Source organism: Antribacter soli (assembly GCF_021568775.1).
GTDB classification, from domain to species: domain Bacteria; phylum Actinomycetota; class Actinomycetes; order Actinomycetales; family Cellulomonadaceae; genus Antribacter; species Antribacter soli.
The window spans coordinates 1-22,242 of record NZ_JAKGSG010000040.1; the positions used below are offsets into that span (position 1 = coordinate 1).

The 22,242-nt window shown below is 72.6% G+C and carries 23 protein-coding genes; 18 read left to right on the forward strand and 5 right to left on the reverse strand.

Annotation, left to right across the window (positions count from 1 at the left end):
* Nucleotides 1-46: 46 nt before the first annotated feature.
* Nucleotides 47-1,618: a 5-oxoprolinase subunit B/C family protein gene (locus tag L1785_RS14285; protein ID WP_308113334.1), complete on the reverse strand. Its 1,572-nt coding sequence runs from the start codon at nucleotides 1,616-1,618 to the stop codon at nucleotides 47-49.
* Entirely contained in the window at nucleotides 1,615-2,421 is an 807-nt protein-coding gene (locus L1785_RS14290; RefSeq protein ID WP_236089946.1) for a LamB/YcsF family protein, read from the reverse strand. The genes L1785_RS14285 and L1785_RS14290 overlap by 4 nt, the downstream gene beginning before the upstream one ends.
* A 151-nt stretch (nucleotides 2,422-2,572) precedes the next feature.
* On the opposite strand from L1785_RS14290, the gene nadC reads away from it, so the two are divergent.
* The 8 genes from nadC to L1785_RS14330 all read left to right on the forward strand — a co-directional run bounded on the left by nadC (nucleotide 2,573) and on the right by L1785_RS14330 (nucleotide 9,926).
* Nucleotides 2,573-3,523 (forward strand): carboxylating nicotinate-nucleotide diphosphorylase, encoded by a 951-nt coding sequence (nadC, locus tag L1785_RS14295; RefSeq protein ID WP_236089947.1) that lies wholly within the window; start codon nucleotides 2,573-2,575, stop codon nucleotides 3,521-3,523.
* Between the two features lie 179 nt (nucleotides 3,524-3,702).
* Nucleotides 3,703-5,238, forward strand: a complete 1,536-nt coding sequence (gene lysS / locus L1785_RS14300) for a lysine--tRNA ligase (RefSeq protein ID WP_236089948.1) — start codon at nucleotides 3,703-3,705, stop codon at nucleotides 5,236-5,238.
* Nucleotides 5,239-5,260: 22 nt separating this feature from the next.
* The gene (locus L1785_RS14305) at nucleotides 5,261-5,488 is read left to right on the forward strand and encodes a hypothetical protein (RefSeq protein ID WP_236089949.1); all 228 of its coding nucleotides are present in this window, start codon (nucleotides 5,261-5,263) and stop codon (nucleotides 5,486-5,488) included.
* Between the two features lie 165 nt (nucleotides 5,489-5,653).
* On the forward strand, nucleotides 5,654-5,986 hold the full coding sequence (locus L1785_RS14310) for a histone-like nucleoid-structuring protein Lsr2 (protein WP_236089950.1): 333 nt from the start codon (nucleotides 5,654-5,656) through the stop codon (nucleotides 5,984-5,986).
* Between the two features lie 124 nt (nucleotides 5,987-6,110).
* Nucleotides 6,111-7,193 carry a lactonase family protein gene (locus L1785_RS14315; RefSeq protein WP_236089951.1) on the forward strand — a complete coding sequence of 361 codons (1,083 nt, stop codon included), beginning with the start codon at nucleotides 6,111-6,113 and terminating at the stop codon, nucleotides 7,191-7,193.
* Nucleotides 7,194-7,255: 62 nt separating this feature from the next.
* Nucleotides 7,256-8,671 (forward strand): glycosyltransferase, encoded by a 1,416-nt coding sequence (locus L1785_RS14320; protein WP_236090070.1) that lies wholly within the window; start codon nucleotides 7,256-7,258, stop codon nucleotides 8,669-8,671.
* A gap of 21 nt (nucleotides 8,672-8,692) precedes the next feature.
* A complete protein-coding gene (locus L1785_RS14325; RefSeq protein ID WP_236089952.1) occupies nucleotides 8,693-9,133 on the forward strand; it encodes a nitroreductase family deazaflavin-dependent oxidoreductase in 441 nt (146 codons plus the stop codon).
* A 52-nt stretch (nucleotides 9,134-9,185) separates the two neighbouring features.
* Complete coding sequence (locus L1785_RS14330; protein ID WP_236089953.1) at nucleotides 9,186-9,926, forward strand: phosphoglyceromutase; 741 nt, start codon at nucleotides 9,186-9,188, stop codon at nucleotides 9,924-9,926.
* Between the two features lie 125 nt (nucleotides 9,927-10,051).
* On the opposite strand, the gene phoU is transcribed toward L1785_RS14330, so the two are convergent.
* Nucleotides 10,052-10,708 (reverse strand): phosphate signaling complex protein PhoU, encoded by a 657-nt coding sequence (phoU, locus tag L1785_RS14335; RefSeq protein WP_236089954.1) that lies wholly within the window; start codon nucleotides 10,706-10,708, stop codon nucleotides 10,052-10,054.
* Nucleotides 10,709-10,884: 176 nt separating this feature from the next.
* Here phoU and L1785_RS14340 point away from each other — a divergent pair, with 176 nt between their 5' ends.
* From L1785_RS14340 to pstB, 6 genes are all read left to right on the forward strand, one after another.
* The gene (locus tag L1785_RS14340; RefSeq protein WP_236089955.1) at nucleotides 10,885-12,099 is read left to right on the forward strand and encodes a sensor histidine kinase; all 1,215 of its coding nucleotides are present in this window, start codon (nucleotides 10,885-10,887) and stop codon (nucleotides 12,097-12,099) included.
* Complete coding sequence (locus L1785_RS14345; protein WP_236089956.1) at nucleotides 12,096-12,800, forward strand: response regulator transcription factor; 705 nt, start codon at nucleotides 12,096-12,098, stop codon at nucleotides 12,798-12,800. Before L1785_RS14340 ends, L1785_RS14345 begins: the two co-directional genes overlap by 4 nt.
* A 418-nt stretch (nucleotides 12,801-13,218) precedes the next feature.
* Nucleotides 13,219-14,331: a phosphate ABC transporter substrate-binding protein PstS gene (gene pstS, locus L1785_RS14350; protein WP_236089957.1), complete on the forward strand. Its 1,113-nt coding sequence runs from the start codon at nucleotides 13,219-13,221 to the stop codon at nucleotides 14,329-14,331.
* A 259-nt stretch (nucleotides 14,332-14,590) separates the two neighbouring features.
* Nucleotides 14,591-15,586: a phosphate ABC transporter permease subunit PstC gene (gene pstC, locus L1785_RS14355; RefSeq protein WP_236089958.1), complete on the forward strand. Its 996-nt coding sequence runs from the start codon at nucleotides 14,591-14,593 to the stop codon at nucleotides 15,584-15,586.
* Nucleotides 15,586-16,539: a phosphate ABC transporter permease PstA gene (gene pstA / locus L1785_RS14360; protein ID WP_236089959.1), complete on the forward strand. Its 954-nt coding sequence runs from the start codon at nucleotides 15,586-15,588 to the stop codon at nucleotides 16,537-16,539. Before pstC ends, pstA begins: the two co-directional genes overlap by 1 nt.
* Before the next feature lie 48 nt (nucleotides 16,540-16,587).
* The gene (pstB, locus tag L1785_RS14365) at nucleotides 16,588-17,367 is read left to right on the forward strand and encodes a phosphate ABC transporter ATP-binding protein PstB (RefSeq protein WP_236089960.1); all 780 of its coding nucleotides are present in this window, start codon (nucleotides 16,588-16,590) and stop codon (nucleotides 17,365-17,367) included.
* Between the two features lie 207 nt (nucleotides 17,368-17,574).
* Here pstB and L1785_RS14370 read toward each other — a convergent pair whose 3' ends face one another.
* A complete protein-coding gene (locus L1785_RS14370; protein ID WP_236089961.1) occupies nucleotides 17,575-18,048 on the reverse strand; it encodes a hypothetical protein in 474 nt (157 codons plus the stop codon).
* 326 nt (nucleotides 18,049-18,374) lie between these two features.
* On the opposite strand from L1785_RS14370, the gene L1785_RS14375 reads away from it, so the two are divergent.
* Genes L1785_RS14375 through L1785_RS14390 form a run of 4 tightly spaced genes read left to right on the forward strand, consistent with a single transcriptional unit; the run spans nucleotide 18,375 to nucleotide 20,771 of the window.
* The gene (locus tag L1785_RS14375; RefSeq protein WP_236089962.1) at nucleotides 18,375-18,857 is read left to right on the forward strand and encodes a CarD family transcriptional regulator; all 483 of its coding nucleotides are present in this window, start codon (nucleotides 18,375-18,377) and stop codon (nucleotides 18,855-18,857) included.
* 53 nt (nucleotides 18,858-18,910) lie between these two features.
* On the forward strand, nucleotides 18,911-19,567 hold the full coding sequence (gene ispD, locus L1785_RS14380; RefSeq protein ID WP_308113339.1) for a 2-C-methyl-D-erythritol 4-phosphate cytidylyltransferase: 657 nt from the start codon (nucleotides 18,911-18,913) through the stop codon (nucleotides 19,565-19,567).
* Nucleotides 19,564-20,085 carry a 2-C-methyl-D-erythritol 2,4-cyclodiphosphate synthase gene (ispF, locus tag L1785_RS14385; protein WP_236089963.1) on the forward strand — a complete coding sequence of 174 codons (522 nt, stop codon included), beginning with the start codon at nucleotides 19,564-19,566 and terminating at the stop codon, nucleotides 20,083-20,085. Before ispD ends, ispF begins: the two co-directional genes overlap by 4 nt.
* The gene (locus L1785_RS14390) at nucleotides 20,082-20,771 is read left to right on the forward strand and encodes a TetR/AcrR family transcriptional regulator (protein ID WP_236089964.1); all 690 of its coding nucleotides are present in this window, start codon (nucleotides 20,082-20,084) and stop codon (nucleotides 20,769-20,771) included. The genes ispF and L1785_RS14390 overlap by 4 nt, the downstream gene beginning before the upstream one ends.
* On the opposite strand, the gene L1785_RS14395 is transcribed toward L1785_RS14390, so the two are convergent.
* Entirely contained in the window at nucleotides 20,735-22,180 is a 1,446-nt protein-coding gene (locus tag L1785_RS14395) for a D-arabinono-1,4-lactone oxidase (RefSeq protein WP_236089965.1), read from the reverse strand. The genes L1785_RS14390 and L1785_RS14395 overlap by 37 nt on opposite strands.
* Between the last annotated feature and the right edge of the window lie 62 nt (nucleotides 22,181-22,242).

Consider the following 22,242-nt stretch of genomic DNA (forward strand, 5'->3'; position numbering starts at 1 on the left):
CGCATGATCGGCAGTTCAAGCTGCCGATCATGCGACGAACTACCGATCACACGGGGCCGCGGAGGACGAACCGCGCCCGCGCGCCCGGCGGGAGCTGGCCGGCGAGCGGTACGTCCTCGGCCACGACCGCGCCGACGACCGGGTAGCCGCCCGTAACCGGCCGGTCGGCGAGGAAGAGCACCGGCTGCCCGTCCGGCGGCACCTGGATCGCCCCGGTGACGCAGCCCTCGCTCGGCAGCTCGCCCTCCCGCGCGTGGGTGAGCGCCTCGCCGGACAACCGGAGTCCCACCCGGTTGGATCGTTCCGTGACCAGCCAGTCCTGTCCGGTCAGGGACTCGATCGCGGTCGCGTCGAACCAGTCGTCGCGCGGTCCGAGCACGATCCGCAGGCGCACGACGTCGCCCGGCGCGGGCAGCGGGTCAGCGTCCGACTCTGCGGGAGCCGGGTCGACCGCCGGCAGGCCGTGTCGTGGGGTCGAGACCGGGAGCACCGTCCCTGCGGTGAGCGGCGCGGGCCCGAGGCCGCCGAGCACGTCCGTGGACCGGCTGCCCAGCACGGGCGGCACGTCCAGGCCGCCCCTGACCGCGAGGTAGGTCCGCACGCCACGGTCGGGCGGGTCGAGCACGAGCTCCTCGCCGTCGTGCAGCAGGAACGGCTCCCTGGGGCCGGGGCGGCGCTCGACGCCCGACGCCGGGACGACGGTCAACGGTGCCGGTGCGCCGGCCGTCGCGACGACCAGCGACCCTCGGGCCCGGACCCGCAGCCCGTACGCCGCCTCGATCGCGGCCGCGCCCGGCTCGTTGCCCACGGCCCGGTTCGCCGCGCGCAGCGCAGCCGGGTCCAGGGCGCCGGACGGTGACGCACCGGCGCCGGCCCCGCGGGGCCTCCCGAGGTCCTCGACGAGGCTCACGGCGGCCGCGACGACCTCGAGCGCCGGCCCGTTCTCCGACGTCGGACCGGTCGCCTCAGGACTCGACCGGGCGGCGGGTCCGACGGCGTGCGCCGGGACCGGGACGAAGCGGACCCTGTCCCCGGGCCGCAGGAGGGCCGGGCGCTCGCGGTCGGCGTCCCACACGGCGACCCGCGTTGTCCCGACGAGCTGCCACCCGCCCGGGCTCTCCCGCGGGTAGACGCCGCTGTACGGGCCTGCGAGCGCGACCGATCCGGCGGGCACGCGGGTGCGTGGCGTGACACGCCGAGGAACCAGGAGGGCGGCGTCGTCGCCGGTCAGGTACGCGAAGCCAGGCGCGAAGCCGACGAAGCCGACGGTCCAGGCGGCCGCCGTATGGCGGCGCACCAGCTCCTCGGGGCTCCAGCCCAGGAGGCCGGCGACCTCGGCGAGGTCCTCGCCGTCGTAGACCGTGGGGATCTCGACCGTGCCGGCCGCCGCGGCCGGACGTCGGACCAGCGACCGCCGGCACAGCTCCGCCGCGAGCCCGGCGGCGCTGACTGCCGACGGCCGGAAGGGGACCAGCAGGGTGCGCGCGCCCGGCACGGGCTCGCCGACGCCCGCGACCGGGCTCTCCGCGAGTGACTCGAACAGGGCGATCGCCTGGTCGAGGTCGTCCACCTCGACGAGCAGCGCGTCGTCCCGGGCGGTGAGGATCCGCACGCTCACCCGCCCGGCGTACCCGGCGCGGCGGCGCGCGACGCCGGAAGGCCCAGCGCAAACGGCGCGAGGCGCACGCCCTCGGCGTCGAACACCGCGCGGATGCGCTCCGCCATGGCGACCGCGTCCGGGGAGTCCCCGTGCACGCAGATCGAGTCGGCCTGGACGGGCACCACGGTGCCGTCGACGGCGACGACGACGCCCTCGGTGACCAGGCGCAGCATGCGCCGGGCGACGTCGTCCGGGTCGTGCAGCACGGCGCCCGGTTCGCGCCGCGGGACGAGGCGCCCCTCTGGCGTGTACGCCCGGTCGGCGAACGCCTCCGCCGCGGTGCGCAGGCCTGCGGCCCCGGCCGCGGAGAGGGCCGCGCTTCCGGGCAGCCCCAGCATCACGAGCGAGGGGTCGACGGCCGCGACCGCGACGGCGACCGCCGTCGCGACCCGCTCGTCCACGGCTGCCGTGTTGTAGAGGGCACCGTGCGGCTTGACGTACGTGACGGTGCCGCCCTCGGCGGCGGCCAGGCCCTTGAGCGCGCCGACCTGGTAGACGACGTCGGCCTCGAGCTCGTCGCTCGGCACGTCCATGTTCCGTCGGCCGAAACCAGCGAGGTCGCGGTAGCCGACGTGCGCGCCGAGCGCGACGCCGCGGGCCACCGCGCCCTGGACCGTCCGGCGGATGGTCGCAGGGTCGCCCGCGTGGAACCCGCACGCGACGTTCGCGCTGGTGACGATCGCGAGCATGCGCTCGTCGTCGCCGAGGGTCCAGCGGCCGAACCCCTCGCCGAGGTCGCTGTTGAGGTCCATCGACGGCATGTGGTCAGTCTGACCTCGCGCGTTGCGTATCCGCAACGGCCGGCCGGCCCGGCAGGGGACAGGCCGCGTCGTCGTGCCCACGCCCGACGGAGCCGCGCCCGGCCCTGGCCCGCCACGGCGCCCGCTCCGCCGCGCGAAGTACCGTGTGCCGGTGAGCACTTCCGACGCCCCCGGCACGCTGCCCGTCTTCGCCGCCCCGTCCGCCGTCGAGCCGGGTCTGGACCCGGCGTGGGTCGCTCGCGTGGTCGAGCTCGCCCTCGACGAGGACCTCGGCCCCGCTCCGGGGCGGGACGTGACCACCCAGGCGACCGTCCCGGCGTCGGCCACGGGGACGGCGGACCTCGTGGCGCGCGAGGACGGCGTCGTGGCCGGCCTGGTCGTGGTGCCGGAGGTCCTGGCGCAGGTGGCCCGACGGCTGGGCCTGGGCGAGCCGGCAGTGACGTTCCACGCGCAGGACGGCGAGGCCGTCGCGAAGGGCCAGGTGCTCGCCGCCCTCAGCGGCCCCACGCAGGTGCTGCTCATCGCCGAGCGGACACTGCTGAACCTGGCGAGCCGGGCGTCGGGGGTCGCGACGGCGGCGGCCGCGTGGACGCGCGAGCTCGCGGGCACGGGTGCTCAGGTCCTCGACACGCGCAAGACCACGCCGGGCCTGCGGGCCCTGCAGAAGTACGCGGTGCGGGCTGGTGGCGGCACGAACAAGCGCATGGGCCTGTACGACGTCGCGATGGTCAAGGACAACCACGTCGTCGCGGCGGGGTCGGTGCGGGCCGCGATCGAGGCCGTGCGCCGCGCGTTCCCCGACGTCCTGGTGCAGGTCGAGGCCGACACGACCGCCCAGGCCGTCGAGGCGCTCGACGCCGGCGCGGACTTCCTCCTGCTCGACAACATGCCCACGCCCGTCCTGGCCGAGACCGTCGCCGCGGTACGCGCGCGAGAGGGCCGCGACGGCGTCCCTGCGCACGTCGAGCTCGAGGCCACCGGCAACCTCACGCTCGACCGTGCCCGAGAGGTCGCCGCCACGGGCGTCGACTATCTGTCCGTCGGCGCGCTCACGCACAGCGCCCCGATCCTGGACCTCGCCCTGGACCTGCGCCCGGCCTGACCCGGTCGTCGAGTGCGGGACATCTGTTGGGTCCGGGGCCTCGGACCCAGCAGATGTCCCGCACTCAACGGGAGGGCACCCGGGTGAAAGGGGGTGCCGCCCCGACGTGGGGCACCTCACGTGCCCGCCGGCCGGTACCGGGCTGCAGGCGGGTCGGGCCGCCTCGGTAGGATTGCGGGGTGACCACCGACCCAAGCTCCACGCCGGGCGTGCCCGCCGACGCTCCCGAGACCGACGACCTGCCCGAGCAGCTCCGGATCCGGCGCGAGAAGCGCGAGCGCCTGCTCGCCAAGGGTGTCGAGGCGTATCCGGTGGGCGTCCCGGTGACGCGCACGATCGCGGCGGTCCGCGAGGGATACGGTCACCTCGAGGCGGGGCAGGAGACGGACGACGTCGCAGGCATTGCCGGCCGTGTCGTGTTCCTGCGCAACACCGGGAAGCTGTGCTTCGTCGCACTTCAGGACGGTGAGGGAAATCGTCTTCAGGCGATGCTCAGCCAGGCCGTGGTGGGCGAGGAATCACTCGCGGACTTCAAGAGCGACGTCGACCTCGGTGACCATCTCTTCGTGCACGGCCGGATCGGTTCGTCGCGCCGCGGTGAGCTGAGCGTGTTCGTGGACGAATGGCAGATCGCCGCCAAGTCGCTGCGCCCTCTCCCGGTGCTGTACAAGGACCTTTCCGAGGAGGCGCGGGTCCGCCGTCGCTATGTGGACCTGATTGCTCGCCCGGCCGCGCGCGACATGGTGCGTTTCCGTGCCGGTGTGGTGCGTTCCCTGCGCGATAATTTCCACCGTCGGGGCTTCCTGGAGATCGAGACCCCGATGCTCCAGACGCAGGCCGGCGGCGCCACTGCGCGTCCTTTCTCGACCCACATGAATGCCTTCGACATGGAGCTGTTCCTGCGCATCGCGCCGGAGCTGTTCCTCAAGCGCGCCGTGGTGGGTGGCGTGGAGAAGGTGTTCGAGATCAACCGCAACTTCCGCAACGAGGGCGCCGACTCCACGCACTCGCCCGAGTTCGCGATGCTCGAGGCCTACGAGGCGTACGGCGACTACGACACCATCGGCGCGTTGACGCAGGACCTCGTGCAGACCGCGGCCCAGGAGGTGCTGGGCACCACGCTGATCACGCTGTCCGACGGAACCGAGTACGAGGTGGGCGGCGAATGGCCGCGCCTGCGGATGTACGACTCGCTGTCGGAGGCGCTCGGCGAGGAGATCACGGCGGACACGTCGGTGGAGCACCTCGAGAAGCTCGCGGACCGGCTCGGCATCGAGCTGGCCACGAAGCGGGTCATCAGCCACGGCAAGCTCGTCGAGACGCTGTGGGAGCACCAGGTGGGCGACCACCTGTACGCGCCCACGTTCGTCCGTGACTTCCCGGTGGAGACCTCCCCGCTCACCCGTGACCACCGGTCCTCGAAGGGCCAGGTCGAGAAGTGGGACCTCTACGTGCGCGGCTTCGAGCTGGCGACCGGCTACTCGGAGCTTGTGGACCCCGTGATCCAGCGGCAGCGCTTCGAGGCGCAGGCGCTGCTCGCCGCGGCGGGCGACGACGAGGCCATGCGCGTCGACGAGGACTTCCTGGAGGCGATGGAGCACGCCATGCCGCCGGCCGGCGGCATGGGCATGGGTATCGACCGTCTCCTGATGGCGCTCACCGGTCACGGAATCCGCGAGACGATTCTTTTCCCGCTCGTCAAGCCACAGGCCTGACGACCAGCGCGAGGATGTGGTGATGGATACCTTCTGGGCAAGTGTTGCGGCTCTGGTCCCTTCGGCGGGCGTGGGCCTGCTGTTCTGGTTCGCGATGCGAAAGATCGTTCGCGCCGACCGTGACGAGCGGCTCGCACTGGACCGAATGGACCGCGAGCGGCTGTCCGCAGAACGGTCCGCAGAACCGGCCGTGCAGCCTGCTGATGACGGCACAGCCCGGCCGTCCGCGGGAAATGAGGCCGGGCACTAGCGGACCTTTCCGTTGATGCCCTGGCGATCATCGTGGGTGAACCACCCGCCGGGCCGATTTTCGCGCGGGCGTTTTCCCGTGGCATTATTGACAGATAATGGCCCGGTAGGGCATGCTCACGAACTGCACGAGCTTTAAAAGGGTTGGCGCGGAAAGGTGGGCCAGATGGTTCAGAAGGTTCAGGTTGTTCTGGTGGACGACATCGACGGCGGGGTCGCCGAGGAGACCGTGACTTTCGGTCTCGACGGTGTCTCCTACGAGATCGACCTCAGCGCCGCGCACGCGTCCGAGCTCCGTGAGGCTTTCGCCATGTGGGTCGGGCATGCCCGGAAGGCGTCGTCGCGTCCTGCGGCCGCCCGCCCGGCCGCCCGCCGCTCGCGCGGTTCGTCGAACACGGCTGCGGTGCGCGAGTGGGCGAAGTCGACCGGTCTTGCGGTGAGCGACCGCGGACGGATCTCCACGGAGATCCAGGAGGCGTACGACAAGGCGCACGCCTGACACGACGCTTGTCCTCGGAGCCCCGGCACGTCATCGACGTCGCCGGGGTTCCTTGCGTCACAGCCGCGGGCCGGGGCTGTGGACGGCCGTCCGGCGGGCGCCCGCGCGGACCTACGCTTGTGACATGGCCTCTTCCCCGTCCCGCTCGCTGTGGATCGGCAGCTACCCTCGCCGCGACGCGGCCGCCGGCACCGGCGAGGGCGTGTGGCGCGTCGCCGTGGACGCGGCCGGCGCCTTCGGCCCCGCCGAGCGCGTCGTCGAGGTCCCCGCACCGTCGTTCCTCGCCCTGCACCCGTCGGGGCGCGCGCTCTACGCGGTCACGGAGACGGACCAGGGCGCGCTCACGGCCTTCGCGCTGCCCGACGCCGGAGGGCCGGCTCCCACCGGCACCGTCGACTCCGGCGGAGCTCACCCGTGCCACGTGGTCGCGACGACGGACCACGTCTGGGTCGCGAACTACTCCAGCGGCACGGCCGGCGTGTGGCCGGTGGACGCCGACGGCCGGCTCACGGGGGAGGGCCGCATCTTCGAGCACACGGGCAGCGGTCCCGAGACCGACCGGCAGGAGGGGCCGCACGCCCACTACGTGCACGTGCAGGGCGACCGCGTGCTGGTCAGCGACCTCGGCACGGACGAGCTGCGGGCGTACCCGCTCGACGGTTCGGGTGAGGGCAGCGTCGTCGCGACCCTGCCTCCCGGCACCGGGCCGCGGCACCTGGTGGAGCGTGCGGACGGGACGGTGCTCGTGGCCGGAGAGCTCGACTGCCGCCTGCACGTGCTGGTCCCCGACGACGGGGGTGCGCTGCGGCACGCCGGCTCCGTCCCGCTCACCGGCGCGACCTCGGCCGACGGGTCGGCGGGCTTCCCGGCGCACGTCACGCTCAGCCCGGACGGGCGCCGCGTCTACACGGGGGTGCGCGGGCCGGACGTGCTCGCGGTGCTCGCGGTGAGCCCCGCCGAGGGCGAGGGCGACGGGGACGTCGTCGGGCACCTGCGGCTGGAGCACCTGGCGGACGTGCCGCTGGGGGCCGCCACGTGGCCGCGCCATCACGCGGTCCTGGACGGCCCGGACCAGGACCTCGTCGTCGTGGCGGCGCAGGGGACCGACGCGCTGCTGTCGGTCACGGTCGACCGCGGGACCGGCAAGGGCGAGGTCGTGGGGACCCTCCGCCTGCCGGTGCCTCCCGCCTGCGTGCTGGAGGCGTAGTGCGCGACACGGTGCCCCCTCACCTCGCGGAGCCCGACGCGCCGCGCCCCCTGCGGGTCGCGATGGTCTCGGTCCACACGTCGCCGCTGGAGCAGCCCGGCACCGGCGACGCCGGCGGCATGAACGTCTACGTGCTCGAGCTGTCGCGCGCGCTCGCGCGGCACGGCGTGCAGGTCGAGATCTACACGCGGGCGACGACGTCGGCGCAGCCCAAGGTGGTCGACGCCGAGCCCGGGATCCGGGTGGTGCACATCCCGGCCGGGCCGTTCGAGGGCCTGGACAAGAACGACCTGCCGGGCCAGCTCTGCGCCTTCACCGCGGGCGTCCTGCGGGCCGAGGCGCACCGGCCCGAGGGCTGGTACGACGTGGTGCACACGCACTACTGGCTGTCGGGGCAGGTCGGCTGGCTCGCCGCGGAGCGGTGGGACGTCCCGCTGGTACACACCATGCACACGATGGCGCGCGTGAAGAACGCCGCGCTCGCGCCCGGCGACTCACCCGAACCGCGGGGCCGGATCATCGGCGAGGAGCAGGTCGTCGCGGAGGCGGACGCCCTCGTCGCCTCCACGGAGCAGGAGGCCGAAGACCTCGTCCGCGACTACGCGGCCGACCCCGCGCGTGTGCACGTGGTCGCGCCGGGCGTGGACCTCGACGTGTTCTCGCCGCTCGGCGCGGTCCCCGGCGCCGCGGCCGACGACGGCGTGGTCCCGGACGTCGGAGCTGCCGCCGCCGCGGCCGACGACGGCGTGGTCCCGGACGTCGGAGCTGCCGCCGCCGCGGCCGACGACGGCCGTGCGGCCCGCGCCGAGGCGCGCCGCGCCCTTCGCCGTCGGCTCGACCTGCCGGAGCACCGGCCGGTGGTCCTGTTCGCCGGTCGCGTTCAGCTCCTCAAGGGCCCCGACGTGCTGGTCCGGGCGCTGGGGGAGTGGCCCGGGACGGACGGCACCGCGGACGGCACCCCGGGCGGCGGGACCGCGCGGGGCGACCGGTCCGGCGTCGTGCAGCGGCCCCTGCTGGTGGTCCTCGGCGGGCCGTCGGGTCGTCGTACCGCGGTCCGGGAGCTGGAGGCGCTGGCCTATCAGGCGGGGGTGGCCGACGACGTCGTCGTGCGTCCGCCGGTGCCGCGCGAGACGCTCGTGGAGTACTTCCGGGCGTCCGACCTGGTGGCGGTGCCGTCGCACAACGAGTCGTTCGGGCTGGTCGCCGCGGAGGCGCAGGCGAGCGGCACGCCCGTGATCGCGGCTGCCGTCGGCGGCCTGCGGACCGTCGTGGAGGACGGGATCTCCGGCGTCCTCGTCCCGGACCACGAGCCGGCGACGTGGGCGCGCGTCCTGGCGGATCTGCTGGGCGACGACGAGCGCCGGGAACGGCTCGCCGCCGGCGCGCGCCGTTCGGCGGCGCGGTTCGGCTGGGAGGCGGCGGCGCGGCAGATGCTCGACGTGTACGAGCAGGCCCGCAAGGTGCGCGCCACCCGCTGATCCGGAGGTGAGAATGGCGACATGCCGATCACCGGAGAGTACGGCCCCAGCCCGTCCGAGCGTGCACGCAGGCAGGTGGAGCGATACGAGGCGTCGGGTGGGACCGAGGGCACCCTGCTCATGGGCAAGCCGTGCGTCATCCTCACGACGCGCGGGGCCAAGACCGGGAAGGTCCGCAAGGTTCCGCTGATGCGGGTCGAGCACGAGGGCGTCTATGCGGTCGTCGCGTCGCTGGGCGGCGCGCCCAAGCACCCCGTCTGGTACTACAACGTCGTCGCCCACCCCGAGGTGGAGCTGCAGGACGGGCCCGCGAAGCACGAGTACGTGGCCCGCGAGGTCACCGGCGACGAGAAGGCCGTGTGGTGGGAGCGCGCCGTCGCGGCGTGGCCCGACTACGCCCGGTATCAGAAGCGCACGGACCGCGAGATCCCGGTGTTCGTGCTCGAGCGCGAGGATCGGTGACCACCCTTCGGGACTGCCTGCCACAGCCCGGAGGACAGTGCAGGATGGTGCCATGACCTACACCCTCGTGCTGCTCCGCCACGGCGAGAGCGAGTGGAACGCCAAGAACCTGTTCACCGGCTGGGTGGACGTCGCGCTGTCGGAGAAGGGCACCGAGGAGGCCAAGCGCGGCGGCGAGCTCCTGAAGGACGCCGGCGTGACGCCGGACGTGGTCCACACGTCGCTCCTTCGCCGCGCGATCATGACGGCGAACCTCGCCCTGGACACCGCGGACCGGCACTGGATCCCCGTGAAGCGCTCCTGGCGCCTCAACGAGCGCCACTACGGCGCGCTGCAGGGCAAGGACAAGAAGCAGACGCTGGCCGAGTTCGGCGAGGAGCAGTTCATGCTCTGGCGCCGCTCGTACGACGTGCCGCCGCCCGAGATCGAGCTGGGCTCGGAATTCTCGCAGGACTCGGACCCGCGCTACGCCGACGCCCCCGTGGTTCGCACGGAAGCCCTCAAGCAGGTGCTCGACCGCGCGCTGCCGTACTGGGAGGCGGAGATCGTCCCCGACCTCAAGGCGCGCAAGACGGTGCTCGTCGCCGCGCACGGCAACTCGCTGCGGGCGCTCGTGAAGCACCTGGACGGCATCGACGACGACACGATCGCCGGCCTGAACATCCCGACGGGCATCCCGCTGGTCTACGAGCTCGACGAGGAGACGCTCCTCCCGGTCAAGCCGGGTGGCACGTACCTCGACCCGGAGGCGGCGAAGGACGCGATCGCGGCGGTCGCGAACCAGGGCCGCTGACCCGGCGCACCTCGCTGTGGGTATGGGCACGGCGTGAACTCGGGCTCCGAGCGGACGCCCGGCCCCTACCCACCAACGGGGGGCGCCGGGGAGTCACGCCGTGCCCATACCCACAACGGGGAGGCTCAGGAGAGGTGGTCCTCCGCGAAGTCGCCCGTGACCAGGAACGTCACACGCTTGGCCACGGACACGCCGTGGTCGCCGAACCGCTCGTAGTAGCGGCCGACGAGCGTGATGTCGATCGCCTCCTGCACGGTGCCGTCCCACTCGGGCGCGAGGAGCTTGTTGAAGGTCTCCGCGTGCAGCTCGTCGAGCAGGTCGTCGTCGCGCTCGATCGCCGCAGCGACCTCGAGGTCGCGCGTCGTGAGCAGCGTCGTGGTGCGCTGGGCCACACGGATCGCGGCCTCGCTCATGCGGGCGAACGTCTCCTCTGCGGCGGGCACGATGGCGCGCGCCGGGTACCGGCCGCGGGCCACCTGGGCGACGTGCCGGGCGAGGTCACCCATGCGCTCGAGCGACGCGCTCATGCGCAGTGCGCTGACGACGACGCGGAGGTCGGTCGCGACGGGCGCCTGCTGGGCGAGGATGTGCACGCATCGCTCGTCGAGCGATGCCTCGATCTGGTCGATCGTCTTGTCGGAGGCGATGACCTCCTGGGCGAGCTCGAGGTCCGCCTCCAGCAAGGCCTTGCCGGCTCTGGTGATGGCCGACTCCACGAGCCGGCTCATCTCGGCAAGGTCCTCGCCGACCTGACGCAGCTCGGCGTCGAAGATCTCTCGCATCACATTCCTCTCGATGGTGGGCGCACGGCCGACACCACGCGCAACCTCAGCATCGCACCGGGCCGTGAACCTCCAGGTGAACGAATGTCCCCCTCGGGATGAACAGTAAGCGACGCGATCGGGAGCATCCACCTTCTCGGCCGTGACCCCGCCGTGACCCCGCCTACGCTGGAGTGGTGGACGGATTCATCACCGGGGCGTCGCTGGTTGCGGTCGGTGCCCTCGGCGTCGTCGTGGGTGTGGTCGCGGCTGTTGCGTTCCGCGTCTCCGAGCGGCAGCAGCGCAACCTCCCCGAGAGCCCACCGGCCGAGCTCGACGAGGGGCTCGTGCGGGTGCTCTCGGTGCTGCGCTCCGCCGCCGTCGTGCTGGCGGAGGACGACGAGGTCGTGCGCGCCTCGCCCCCGGCCTACGCGCTGGGCGTGGTGCGCAACGACGCGCTGGTTCACCCTGCGATCAAGGACATGGTGCGCGCGGTCCGCCGTGACGGCGTGATCCGGGAGCTGGAGCTCGAGCTGCCCCGCGGGCCCATCGGCTCGGGCACCGTGCTGCTGCAGGTGCGCGTCGCCCCTCTGGGCCTGGATCGCGTGCTCGTGCTCGCGGAGGACCGCACCGAGGCGCACCGCGTCGAGGCCATCCGCCGCGACTTCGTCGTCAACGTCTCCCACGAGCTCAAGACTCCGGTGGGTGCACTCGCCCTCCTCGCCGAGACCCTCCAGGACGCCGCGGACGATCCGGTGGCCGTCCGGCGTTTCACCGAGCGCATGCAGAGGGAGGCCACGCGCTTGTCCGCACTCGTCCAGGAGATCATCGAGCTGTCGCGCCTGCAGGTTGCGGGCGCGCTGCAGAACCCGTCGCCCGTCCCGGTGCGCGAGGTGGTGGAAGAGGCCGTGGACCGCGCCCGGACGACGGCCCAGGCGAAGAACATCGCGATCACGCTCGGCGGGTCGCTGGACTGCGTCGTGTACGGCGACCACAACCTGCTGGTCACCGCCGTGCGCAACCTTCTCGACAACGCGGTGGCCTACAGCAGCCCGGCGACCCGGGTCGGCGTCGGCGTCTCCGAGCGCAACGGCCTGGTCGAGATCGCCGTCGTGGACCAGGGGATCGGCATCTCGGAGCCGGAGCAGGAGCGCGTCTTCGAGCGCTTCTACCGCGTGGACCAGGCCCGGTCGCGCGACACCGGCGGGACCGGTCTCGGCCTGAGCATCGTCAAGCACGTGGCCGCCGACCACGGCGGCGATGTCACCATGTGGTCGGAGCCCGGCCGGGGCTCGACCTTCACCCTGCGGATCCCGTCCGCGGACATCCCGGCACCGTCCGGGAACCCGCCGGGGCCGGCCGCCGACACGACCACGAGCACGACCGCGACGAACGAGGAGGTGGATGCGTGACGCGCATCCTGGTGGTGGAGGACGAGGAGTCGTACCGCGACCCGCTGACGTACCAGCTGACGCGGGAGGGCTTCGAGGTGGTGGAGGCCGCGAACGGCCACGACGCGCTCGCGGCGTACGACGAGGGCGGCGCCGACCTTGTGCTCCTGGACCTCATGCTCCCCGGCCTCTCGGGCACGGAGGTGTGCCGAGAGCTCCGCATCCGCGGCGACGTGCCCGTCATCATGCTGACGGCGAAGGACAGCGAGATCGACAAGGTCGTGGGCCTGGAGCTCGGCGCCGACGACTACGTCACCAAGCCGTACTCGTTCCGCGAGCTGCTGGCGCGCATGCGCGCGGTGCTGCGCCGCCGCCAGCCGACGGAGGGCCAGGCCGCCGACGACGACGGCGCGGGGATCCTCGAGGTGGGACCCGTCCGCATGGACGTCGAGCGGCACACCGTCATGGTGGACGGCCACCAGGTCTCGCTCCCGCTCAAGGAGTTCGACCTCCTCGAGCTCCTGCTGCGCAACGCCGGCCGCGTGCTCACGCGCGGCCAGCTCATCGACCGGGTCTGGGGTGCGGACTACGTCGGCGACACGAAGACCCTCGATGTCCACGTGAAGCGCATCCGCTCCAAGATCGAGCCCGACCCCGGCACGCCCCGGTACCTGCTGACCGTCCGCGGCCTGGGGTACAAGCTCGCCGACTCGGAGGGATGACCCGGAGCGCAGCGCACGGTGCGGGCCGAGGGACGAGGCACGCGCCGGGAGCGGAGCGCAGGGTCGTCACGACCCGTCAGGTTTGAGGGATGACCCGGAGCGCAGCGCACGGTGCGGGCCGCGGGACGAGGCACGCGCCGGGAGCGGAGCGCAGGGTCGTCACGACCCAGGTGCCCGACGGCGGAGCTCGCCTTCCGGACGGAAGGTGAGCTCCGCCGTCGGGCATCCTCTTGGTGCCGTTCGTCACGACAGGGTAACGAAACGTGAGTAGAGTGGCGGGTTTCACTCTCCACTCGGTGCACTGTTCATCTTCCGTTCACCTCGTCCTGGGGATCAGGTCATCCGGCGTGCCTACCGTCCGTGACGTCGGCGCTCGCCGGCAGAGACCACGATCTTCGTGAACAGGATGGAACGACACGTGAAGCTCAGCCGATTCTCCCGCGCTGGTTCCGCCGTGATGGTCGGCGCGGTTGCGCTCTCCCTGGCGGCCTGCGGCAACACCGACCCTGTCGCCTCGTCCACTGACGAGGCCGCCGACGAGCCCACCGTCGAGATCTCGGGCGAGTTCTCGGGCGCCGGCGCCAGCTCGCAGGAGTCCGCGATGGAGGCCTGGGTTGCCGGGTTCCAGAGCCAGTACCCCGACGTGACGATCAACTACGACGCCGCGGGTTCCGGCGCCGGCCGCGAGCAGTTCCTCGCCGGTGGCGTCGTCTTCGCGGGCTCGGACTCCGCGCTGAAGGACGAGGAGATCGCCTCCTCGACCGAGGTCTGCGGCCCCGACGGCGCGATCGACCTGCCGGTGTACGTCTCCCCGATCGCCGTGGCGTTCAACCTGCCGGGCATCGACTCCCTGAACCTCGACCCTGCCACGATCGCCGGCATCTTCGCGGGCACCATCACCACGTGGAACGACCCGGCGATCGCCGCCACGAACGAGGGCGTCGAGCTCCCGGCCACGACGATCACGCCGGTGCACCGCTCCGACGACTCGGGCACCACGAAGAACTTCACCGAGTACGTTGCCGCCACCGCGCCCGACGTGTGGACGTACGAGGCCGACGGCGTCTGGCCGCTCGAGTCCGGCGACTCGGCCGAGGGCACCTCGGGTGTCGTCGGTGTCGTCACCGACACCGAGGGTGCTGTGACCTACGCCGACGCCTCGAAGGTCAGCGAGCTGGGCACCGCCGCGATCAAGGTCGGCGAGGAGTTCGTGCCGATCTCCGCGGAGGCCGCCGCCGCCGTCGTCGACGCGTCGCCCCTCGTCGAGGGCCGCCACGAGCACGACTTCGCGATCAAGATCGACCGCACCACGACCGAGCCGGGCGCCTACCCGCTGGTGCTCGTCTCCTACGAGGTCGTCTGCCTGAACTACACGGACGAGGCCACCGGCAACTTCGTCAAGGCGTTCCTCGGCTACATCGCCTCGGAGGAGGGCCAGGAGGCCGCCGCCAGCGCGGCGGGCAGCTCCCCGATCACGGCCGACACCGCCACCCAGGTCCAGGCCTCGATCGACGCGATCACGGTCGGCTGACGCTGTCATCCTGAGCAGCACCCGGCCGGGGGGGGGGGCCCCCCCCCCCACCCCCCCGCCCCCGGGCCGCCCCCCCCCCCCGCCCCCCCCCCCCCCCGGCCCCCCCCACCCCGGCCCGGGCCCCCCCCCCCCCCCCCCCCCCCCGCGGCCCCCCCCCCCCCCCCCCCCACGGCCGTACCGGACACTGGTCCCCAGAGCCCGCGTCCAGCACGGCCCGCCCTTCCCACCGCAGCCCCAGCGAGCCGAGGAGCCCCTCGAGATGACCACCGCCAGCCCGCCCGCCCACGCCACGAGGCACGAGCCGAGACGCCGGCGCGCCAGCGGCGACACGGAGCGCGGATTCAGCAGGGTGTTCCGCTGGATCACCACCGGCGCGGGCGTCCTGCTGCTCGGCGTGCTGGCGGCGGTCGCCGCGTTCCTCGTGGCGCGTGCGCTCCCCGCATTCACCGCGAGCCAGGCGGAGCTGCTGGCAGACGGCAAGCTGCCGGCCGGCGTCACGTCGATCGCGCAGTACGTCGGGCCGCTGGTGTTCGGCACGCTCCTCGCCGCGGCGATGGCGCTGGCCATCGCGACGCCGATCGCGATGGGCATCGCGCTGTTCATCTCGCACTACGCGCCCCGCCGCATCGCGTCGGGCATCGGCTACGTCGTCGACCTGCTGGCGGCCATCCCGTCGGTGGTCTTCGGCCTCTGGGGCGGGCGCGTGCTCGCGCCGCTGATCGCCGACTTCTGGGTGTGGCTCGTCGGGGTTCTCAACGTCCTGCCGTTCGTCGAGTTCCGGGCGACCGCCACGGGCCGGTCGCTCGCCACCGCGTCCATCGTGCTCGCCGTCATGATCCTGCCGATCATCACTGCTGTCTCGCGCGAGGTGTTCCTGCAGACGCCCAAGCTGCACGAAGAGGCGGCCCTGGCACTCGGCGCCACGCGCTGGGAGATGATCCGCACCGCCGTGCTGCCGTTCGGCCGCTCCGGCGTGATCTCGGCCGCGATGCTGGGTCTGGGCCGCGCGCTCGGCGAGACGATGGCGGTCCTCATGATCCTGTCGACGGGCCTCGGGTACTCGCTGCAGATCTTCGGGGCCGGCGAGCTGACCACCATCGCCGCGAACATCGCGTCGCGCTTCCCCGAGGCGAGCGGCCTCGCGGTGAACGTGCTGATCGCCACGGGCCTCGCCCTCTTCATCATCACCCTGGCCGTCAACATGGCCGCGCGCGCGATCGTGGCGCGTCGCAAGGACTTCTCGGGAGCCAACTGATGAGCGCCGTCACGGTCGGCACGTCCGACGAAACCGAGCAGATCCGCTCGCTCCTGACCAGCGGCGACAAGGGTCGTAAGCGCACCGACCGCATCATGACCATGCTGGTCTACGGGGCCTTCGGGCTCGCGATGCTGCCGCTGGTGTCGCTGCTGTGGACGGTCGTCGTCAACGGTGCGTCGAAGTTCAACCCGTACTTCCTGTCGGTCACCATGCGCGGCGTCTTCGGCGGCATGGACGCCGGCGGCGCGTACCACGCGATCATCGGCACGCTCGTGATCACCCTGTGCGCCTCGGTCCTCTCGGTGCCGATCGGCCTGCTCACGGCCGTCTACCTGGTCGAGTACGGACGCGGCCCGCTGGCCCGCGCCGTGACGTTCTTCGTGGACGTCATGACGGGCATCCCGTCGATCGTGGCGGGCCTCTTCGCGTTCGCGCTGTTCACCATCTTCCTCGGGCCCGGCGCAAAGCTCGGCATCATCGCCGCCGTGGCGCTGTCGGTCCTGATGATCCCGGTGGTGGTGCGCTCCTGCGAGGAGATGCTCAAGCTCGTCCCGAACGAGCTGCGCGAGGCGTCCTATGCCCTGGGCGTGCCGAAGTGGCTGACGATCATCAAGATCGTGCTCCGCACCTCCGTCGCCGGCCTCACCACCGGCATCCTGCTCGCCGTCGCCCGCGTCATCGGCGAGACCGCCCCGATCCTGATCACGGCCGGCACGACGGACTCGCTGAACTTCAACCCGTTCGACGACCGCATGATGTCGCTGCCGGTCTACATCTACCGGCAGTACGCGCAGGGTGTGGCGACGTGCCGCGACGGGCAGCTCGACTGCATCCCGGACATCAACTACATGCGTGCCTGGGCCGCGGCCCTCACGCTCGTCCTCATCGTCATGCTCCTGAACCTCGCGGGCCGCCTCGTGACCCGCTGGTTCTCCCCGAAGCTGCGCTGACGCGCAGGCCCCTTCCCCTCAGCCGCAGCACAAGACAGGATCACTCTCATGGCCCAGCGCATCGACGTGAAGGACCTCAACATCTACTACGGCGACTTCATGGCCGTACAGGGTGTCTCGATGACCATCGAGCCCAAGTCGGTGACGGCGTTCATCGGCCCGTCGGGCTGCGGGAAGTCGACCTTCCTGCGCACCCTGAACCGCATGCACGAGGTCATCCCGGGGGCGCACGTGGAGGGCTCGGTCGAGCTCGAGGGCGTGGACCTGTACGGCCCCGAGGTGGACCCGGTGGCGGTGCGTCGCACGGTCGGCATGGTCTTCCAGCGCCCGAACCCGTTCCCCACGATGTCCATCCGGGAGAACGTCCTCGCGGGCGTGAAGCTCAACAACAAGAAGATCTCGAAGACCGACGCGGACGACCTGGTCGAGCGGTCGCTGCGCGGCGCCAACCTGTGGAACGAGGTCAAGGACCGTCTCGACCGGCCGGGCTCGGGCCTGTCGGGTGGCCAGCAGCAGCGCCTGTGCATCGCCCGCGCCATCGCGGTGCGGCCCCAGGTGCTCCTGATGGACGAGCCGTGCTCGGCCCTGGACCCGATCTCCACGCTGGCGATCGAGGACCTGATCCAGGAGCTGAAGAAGGACTACACGATCGTCATCGTCACGCACAACATGCAGCAGGCGGCGCGAGTGAGCGACCGGACGGCGTTCTTCAACATCGCGGGCACGGGCAAGCCGGGCCGCCTCATCGAGATGAACGACACCGCGACGATCTTCTCCGCGCCGAGCGAGAAGGCGACGGAGGACTACGTCTCGGGCCGCTTCGGGTGACCTTCCCCGTCTGGGGGATACGGAACGGGCGGCTCTCCCTCGGGAGAGCCGCCCGTTCCGTTACGCGGGTGCCCGACGGCGGACCGGCCGGCTCCGCGGGAGGTGCGCCACCGGCGCCGGGCAGCGGGCGGCCCCGACCAGGACCTGGGTCGCGGAACCGGGGCTCTTACCGCTACCCAGGTCCTGGTCGGCCCGCCGGTCCCCCCGTCAGGGGAGGTAGTCGGCGTACTCCGGCAGGGTGTCGTCGAAGACGGGGAGCTCGAACTCCTGCGACTCGTCGCCGGCGGTCAGGACCGCGGGGATGCTTCCGCCAGGGATCGCGTCGACGACGTCGAGCTGCACGTCCTCGCCGTCGGCGGTGCCGAGGTAGACCGTCTCCCCGGCGTCCACGGAGATCGTGACAGGAGCAGCACCCTCGGCCTCGAGGCGGAACGTCTCGGCGTCGCCGGTGTGGTTCGTCAGCGCACCCAGGAGGTTGCCCGGCTCGCCGTCGCCCTCGGAGACCACGAGGAGGTTGATCCCGCGCAGCTTCAGGTCGGCGAGGTCGACACGCACGCCGTCCGACGGCGCGTAGTTCAGCGTCGTGGTCGTGGGGGCGCAGGCCGCCAGGAGGAGGGCGCCCGCCGCGGCGCTGGCCGCGAGGGCGGCGACGCGAGCGGTGGTGGTGGCGCGACGGGACACGGTGAACTCCCTGGTCTTCGTAGGCTCGAACGGTGCACGGCACCCGCGGGAGCGCTCGGCTCGCCGGCGCGTGCGCACCCCGCGCCATCTTAGTGGGCGCCGACAGGTGCCCGCGCCCGGCCGGGGACGCCGGACGGCCCGTCACGGTGTGCCGAATGAAACGTCACGGCCGGTCGCGAGCGGAGTGTGATACCCCATCAACGGTCCGCGGCAACGCCGTGACCTGCAGAAACGCTCCACTGATGGCTCCGGGCAAACACCAAGCGGGTGAGTTGTCCAGATCATGGCGTGGTAACCTGGTGTCCTGGGAAAGGGGACATCTGCAGATGACGTTCACAGTAGGCGAGACGGTTGTCTACCCGCACCACGGAGCGGCGCTGATCGAAGAGATCAAGACCCGCACCATCCGCGGCGAAGAGAAGATGTACCTGAAGCTCAAGGTCGCCCAGGGTGATCTGACCATCGAGGTCCCGGCGGAGAACGTCGACCTGGTGGGTGTGCGCGACGTGGTCGGGCAGGAGGGTCTCGACCGCGTCTTCGAGGTGCTTCGCGCACCGTACACGGAGGAGCCCACCAACTGGTCGCGCCGGTACAAGGCGAACCTGGAGAAGCTGGCGTCCGGTGACGTCATCAAGGTCGCGGAGGTCGTTCGCGACCTGTCGCGCCGCGACGCCGACCGCGGCCTCTCCGCAGGTGAGAAGCGCATGCTCGCAAAGGCCCGGCAGATCCTCGTCTCCGAGCTCGCGCTCGCCGAGCACACGGAAGAGGACAAGGCCGAGGCGATCCTCGACGAGGTGCTCGCCAGCTGACGACCCTCGCGATCCTGACAGCCGCAGGCTCGGGAACCCGGCTGGGACGTGACCTGCCGAAGGCCCTCGTCGAGCTGGGTGGCCTGCCGCTCGTCCTGCACGCCGCCCGTCGCCTCGCGGCGTCGGGCGTCGTGGATGGTCTCGTGGTCACCGCCCCGGCGGGCCTTGCCGCGGTGGTGACCGAGGTCGTGGCTCGTGACCCGCACATCGAGGTGCCTGTGCGCGTCGTCGAAGGCGGCGCCACCCGACAGGCCTCCGTCGCCACCGGGCTTCGCATGGCTCGCGCGGCGGACGACGTCGTCCTGGTGCACGACGCGGCCCGTCCCCTCGTTCCCCCTTCTCTCGTGCGGCGTGTCGTCGAGGCCGTCAGGTCGGGTCACCGCGCCGTCGTCCCTGGCCTGCCCGTGACCGACACGATCAAGCAGGTGATTCCCGGCCCCGGCGCCGAGCTCGTCGTCGGGACCCCCGACCGCTCGCTGCTCCGTGCGGTCCAGACCCCGCAGGGTTTTGAGCGCGGCCTCCTCGTCCGCGCGCACGAGGCCGGCGCTGTCCGAGCGGCGGCGGAGCACCTCGCGGCCACCGACGACGCGGGGCTGGTCGAGGCGCTCGGCGAGAAGGTGCACATCGTGCCCGGCGACGACCTCGCCTTCAAGATCACGACCGAGCGGGACCTGTGGCTGGCCGAGCTCGTCCTCCAGGAGGCAGCATGACCGCCCCCCAACCCCCGATCCCGCGCACCGGGGTCGGGGTCGACGTCCATGCGTTCGCTCCCGAGGATTCCGGCCGTGAGCTGTGGCTCGGTGGCCTGCACTGGCCGGGCGAGCGGGGCCTGGCCGGTCACTCCGACGCCGACGTGGCGGCCCACGCCGCCGCCGACGCGCTCTTCTCCGCCGCCGGCCTGGGCGACCTCGGTTCGCACTTCGGCACCTCCCGGCCGGAGTGGTCCGGCGCCTCCGGGACCACCCTCCTGGCCGAGGCCGCCCGGCGCGTTCGCTCCGCGGGGTACATGATCGGGAACGTGGCAGTCCAGGTGATCGGCAACAGACCACGCGTGGGGTCCCGTCGCGACGAGGCGCAGGCGGCGCTCTCCGCCGCCGCGGGCGCGCCGGTGTCGCTGTCGGCGACCACCACCGACGGGCTTGGGCTCACAGGCCGGGGCGAGGGCGTCGCCGCGATCGCGACCGCGCTCGTCGTGGCGCTCCCCGTGCCCGAGGAGGAGGGGCGGTGAAGCGCAAGCCGCTGGAGGAGCGGCGGGCAGAGATCGTCGAGGCGGCACTGCGGGTCGCGATGCGCGACGGCGTCGAGGCCGTCACCGTGCGCCAGGTCGCGCGCGAGGCCGACATCTCCCTCGGCACGGTGCACTACTGCTTCGACGACAAGGACGCCCTGCTGCGGGCCATGGGCCGTGCGATCGCCCTCGCCGCCTCCGAGCCGGTGCTCAACGCGCTCGAGGCCGGTCACGACGCCGAGACGCTCGCCGAGGCCGCCGCGAAGTCGCTGCTCACGGGCCTCAAGGAGAACCGGCACATGCGGCTGCTGACGTTCGAGTTCGCGACGAACGGCGCCCGCACGCCGGTGCTGCGCGAGGTTGCGCAGGCCCACCTCGCGCAGAGCGTCGCCTTCACCCGCGAATACCTCGACCGGCTCGCGGACAAGGCGGGCGTGAAGTACCGGACGGACCCGACGTTCCTGGCGCGGTTCGTCGCGCAGCAGATCGACGGCATCGAGCTCGCGTGGCTCGTCGACCAGGACGACGACGCTGCTCAGGCGGCGTTCGACGAGCTCGGGCGGATCGTCCTGGGGTACATGGACCACCCGGTCGTGAAGCCGGCCGACGGCGCGCGGTCCGACGGCGCGCCGGCTGATCCGGTCAGGCCTCAGCCGGCGCCCGCGCCGAGGACCCGGTCCGTGTAGGCGTTGCGGAACACCCCGTCCGGGTCGGCCTCGGCTCGCACGCGCTGGAAGTCCGCGAACCGCGGGTAGAGCGGCGCCAGCTCCGACGCGGTCCGGGTGTGCAGCTTGCCCCAGTGCGGGCGACCGCCCGCCGCGGCCAGGATCTGCTCCGCCGCGGAGAAGTACCGGCCGAACGGCAGCCGCCAGTACTGGTGCACCGCGACGTACGCGGTGTCGCGGCCGTGCGCGGTGGAGAGCCAGACGTCGTCGGGCGCGGCGAACCGCACCTCGACCGGGAACGGGACGTTCTCCCCGCTTGCCAGGAGCCAGGCGTCGAGCTCGGCGAGCACGTCCCGCAGCGCTGCCCGCGGAACCGCGTACTCCATCTCGCGGAACCGGACCCGGCGGTGCGAGCAGAACACCTCGTACGACGGCGCGGTGTACGTGCGGGCGCTCAGGGCCCGGGCCGAGAAGTCGTTGAGCCGGGGCGTCGTCTGCGGGTACGCGGTCGCGACCCGGTTCACCAGGCCGAACGCACCGTTCGACAGCGCTTCCTCGTCCACCCAGCTCCGAGCGCGCGTCGCGACGCGTGCCGTCGCGCGGGCGGCGGACCGCGCAGACCTGGCCGCGGAGCGGACCCGCCGCAGCGCGGCGTTCATGCTCGGGTCGTCGGGAGCTGCCTCGTCCCGCGGCAGCCGCGTGTTGCGCAGAGTGAGCGCGCGCCGCGTGAGCGGGAACCAGTAGAACTCGAAGTGGTCGTTGCCGTCGACGAGGTCGTCGAGCCCCTCCAGGACGCGTTCCAGGGGCCACGGCTCCTCCTGGGCCCGCAGGTCGTACGCGGGTACCACCTCGAGCGTCACCGCGCTGAGGATGCCCGTCGCGCCGAGGCCCAGGCGGGACGCCTCGAAGAGGTCGTCGCCGGCGACCGTCTCACGGACCGTGCCGTCCGGGCCCACCACCCGCAGGCCACGGACCTGGGTGGCGAGGCCGCCGAGCCGCGCGCCTGTGCCGTGCGTACCCGTAGAGATCGCGCCCGCGACCGACTGGCGGTCGATGTCGCCGAGGTTGCGCATCGCCAGGCCGCGCGCCGCCAGCAGCGCGTTGAGGTCGTGCAGGCGGGTACCGGCGCCGACGGTGACGAGCGTGGCGTCGGACGGCCCCCGGTCGAGGCGCAGCAGCCCCGAGACGGCGTCCAGGTTCAGCATCAGGCCGTCCGTCGCGGCGGCCGGCGTGAAGGAGTGGCCGGCGCCGACGGCGCGCACGCGCAGGCCGTCGCCGGCCGCCGCGGTCACAACCTGGGCGAGCTCGGCCTCATCCCGGGGCGCCGCGGTGCGCGCGGGCGTGGCCGAGACGGTACGGGCCCAGTTGGTCCAGGGGCGGCCGGTCCGGAAGGGGCCGGCGGGCACGGGCGTGGAGGTAGGGGCTGCCACGGGAGCACTATCCCACGCCGAAGTCCCCGCGAGGAGCCCCCATCTGCGCCGATGGGTACTAC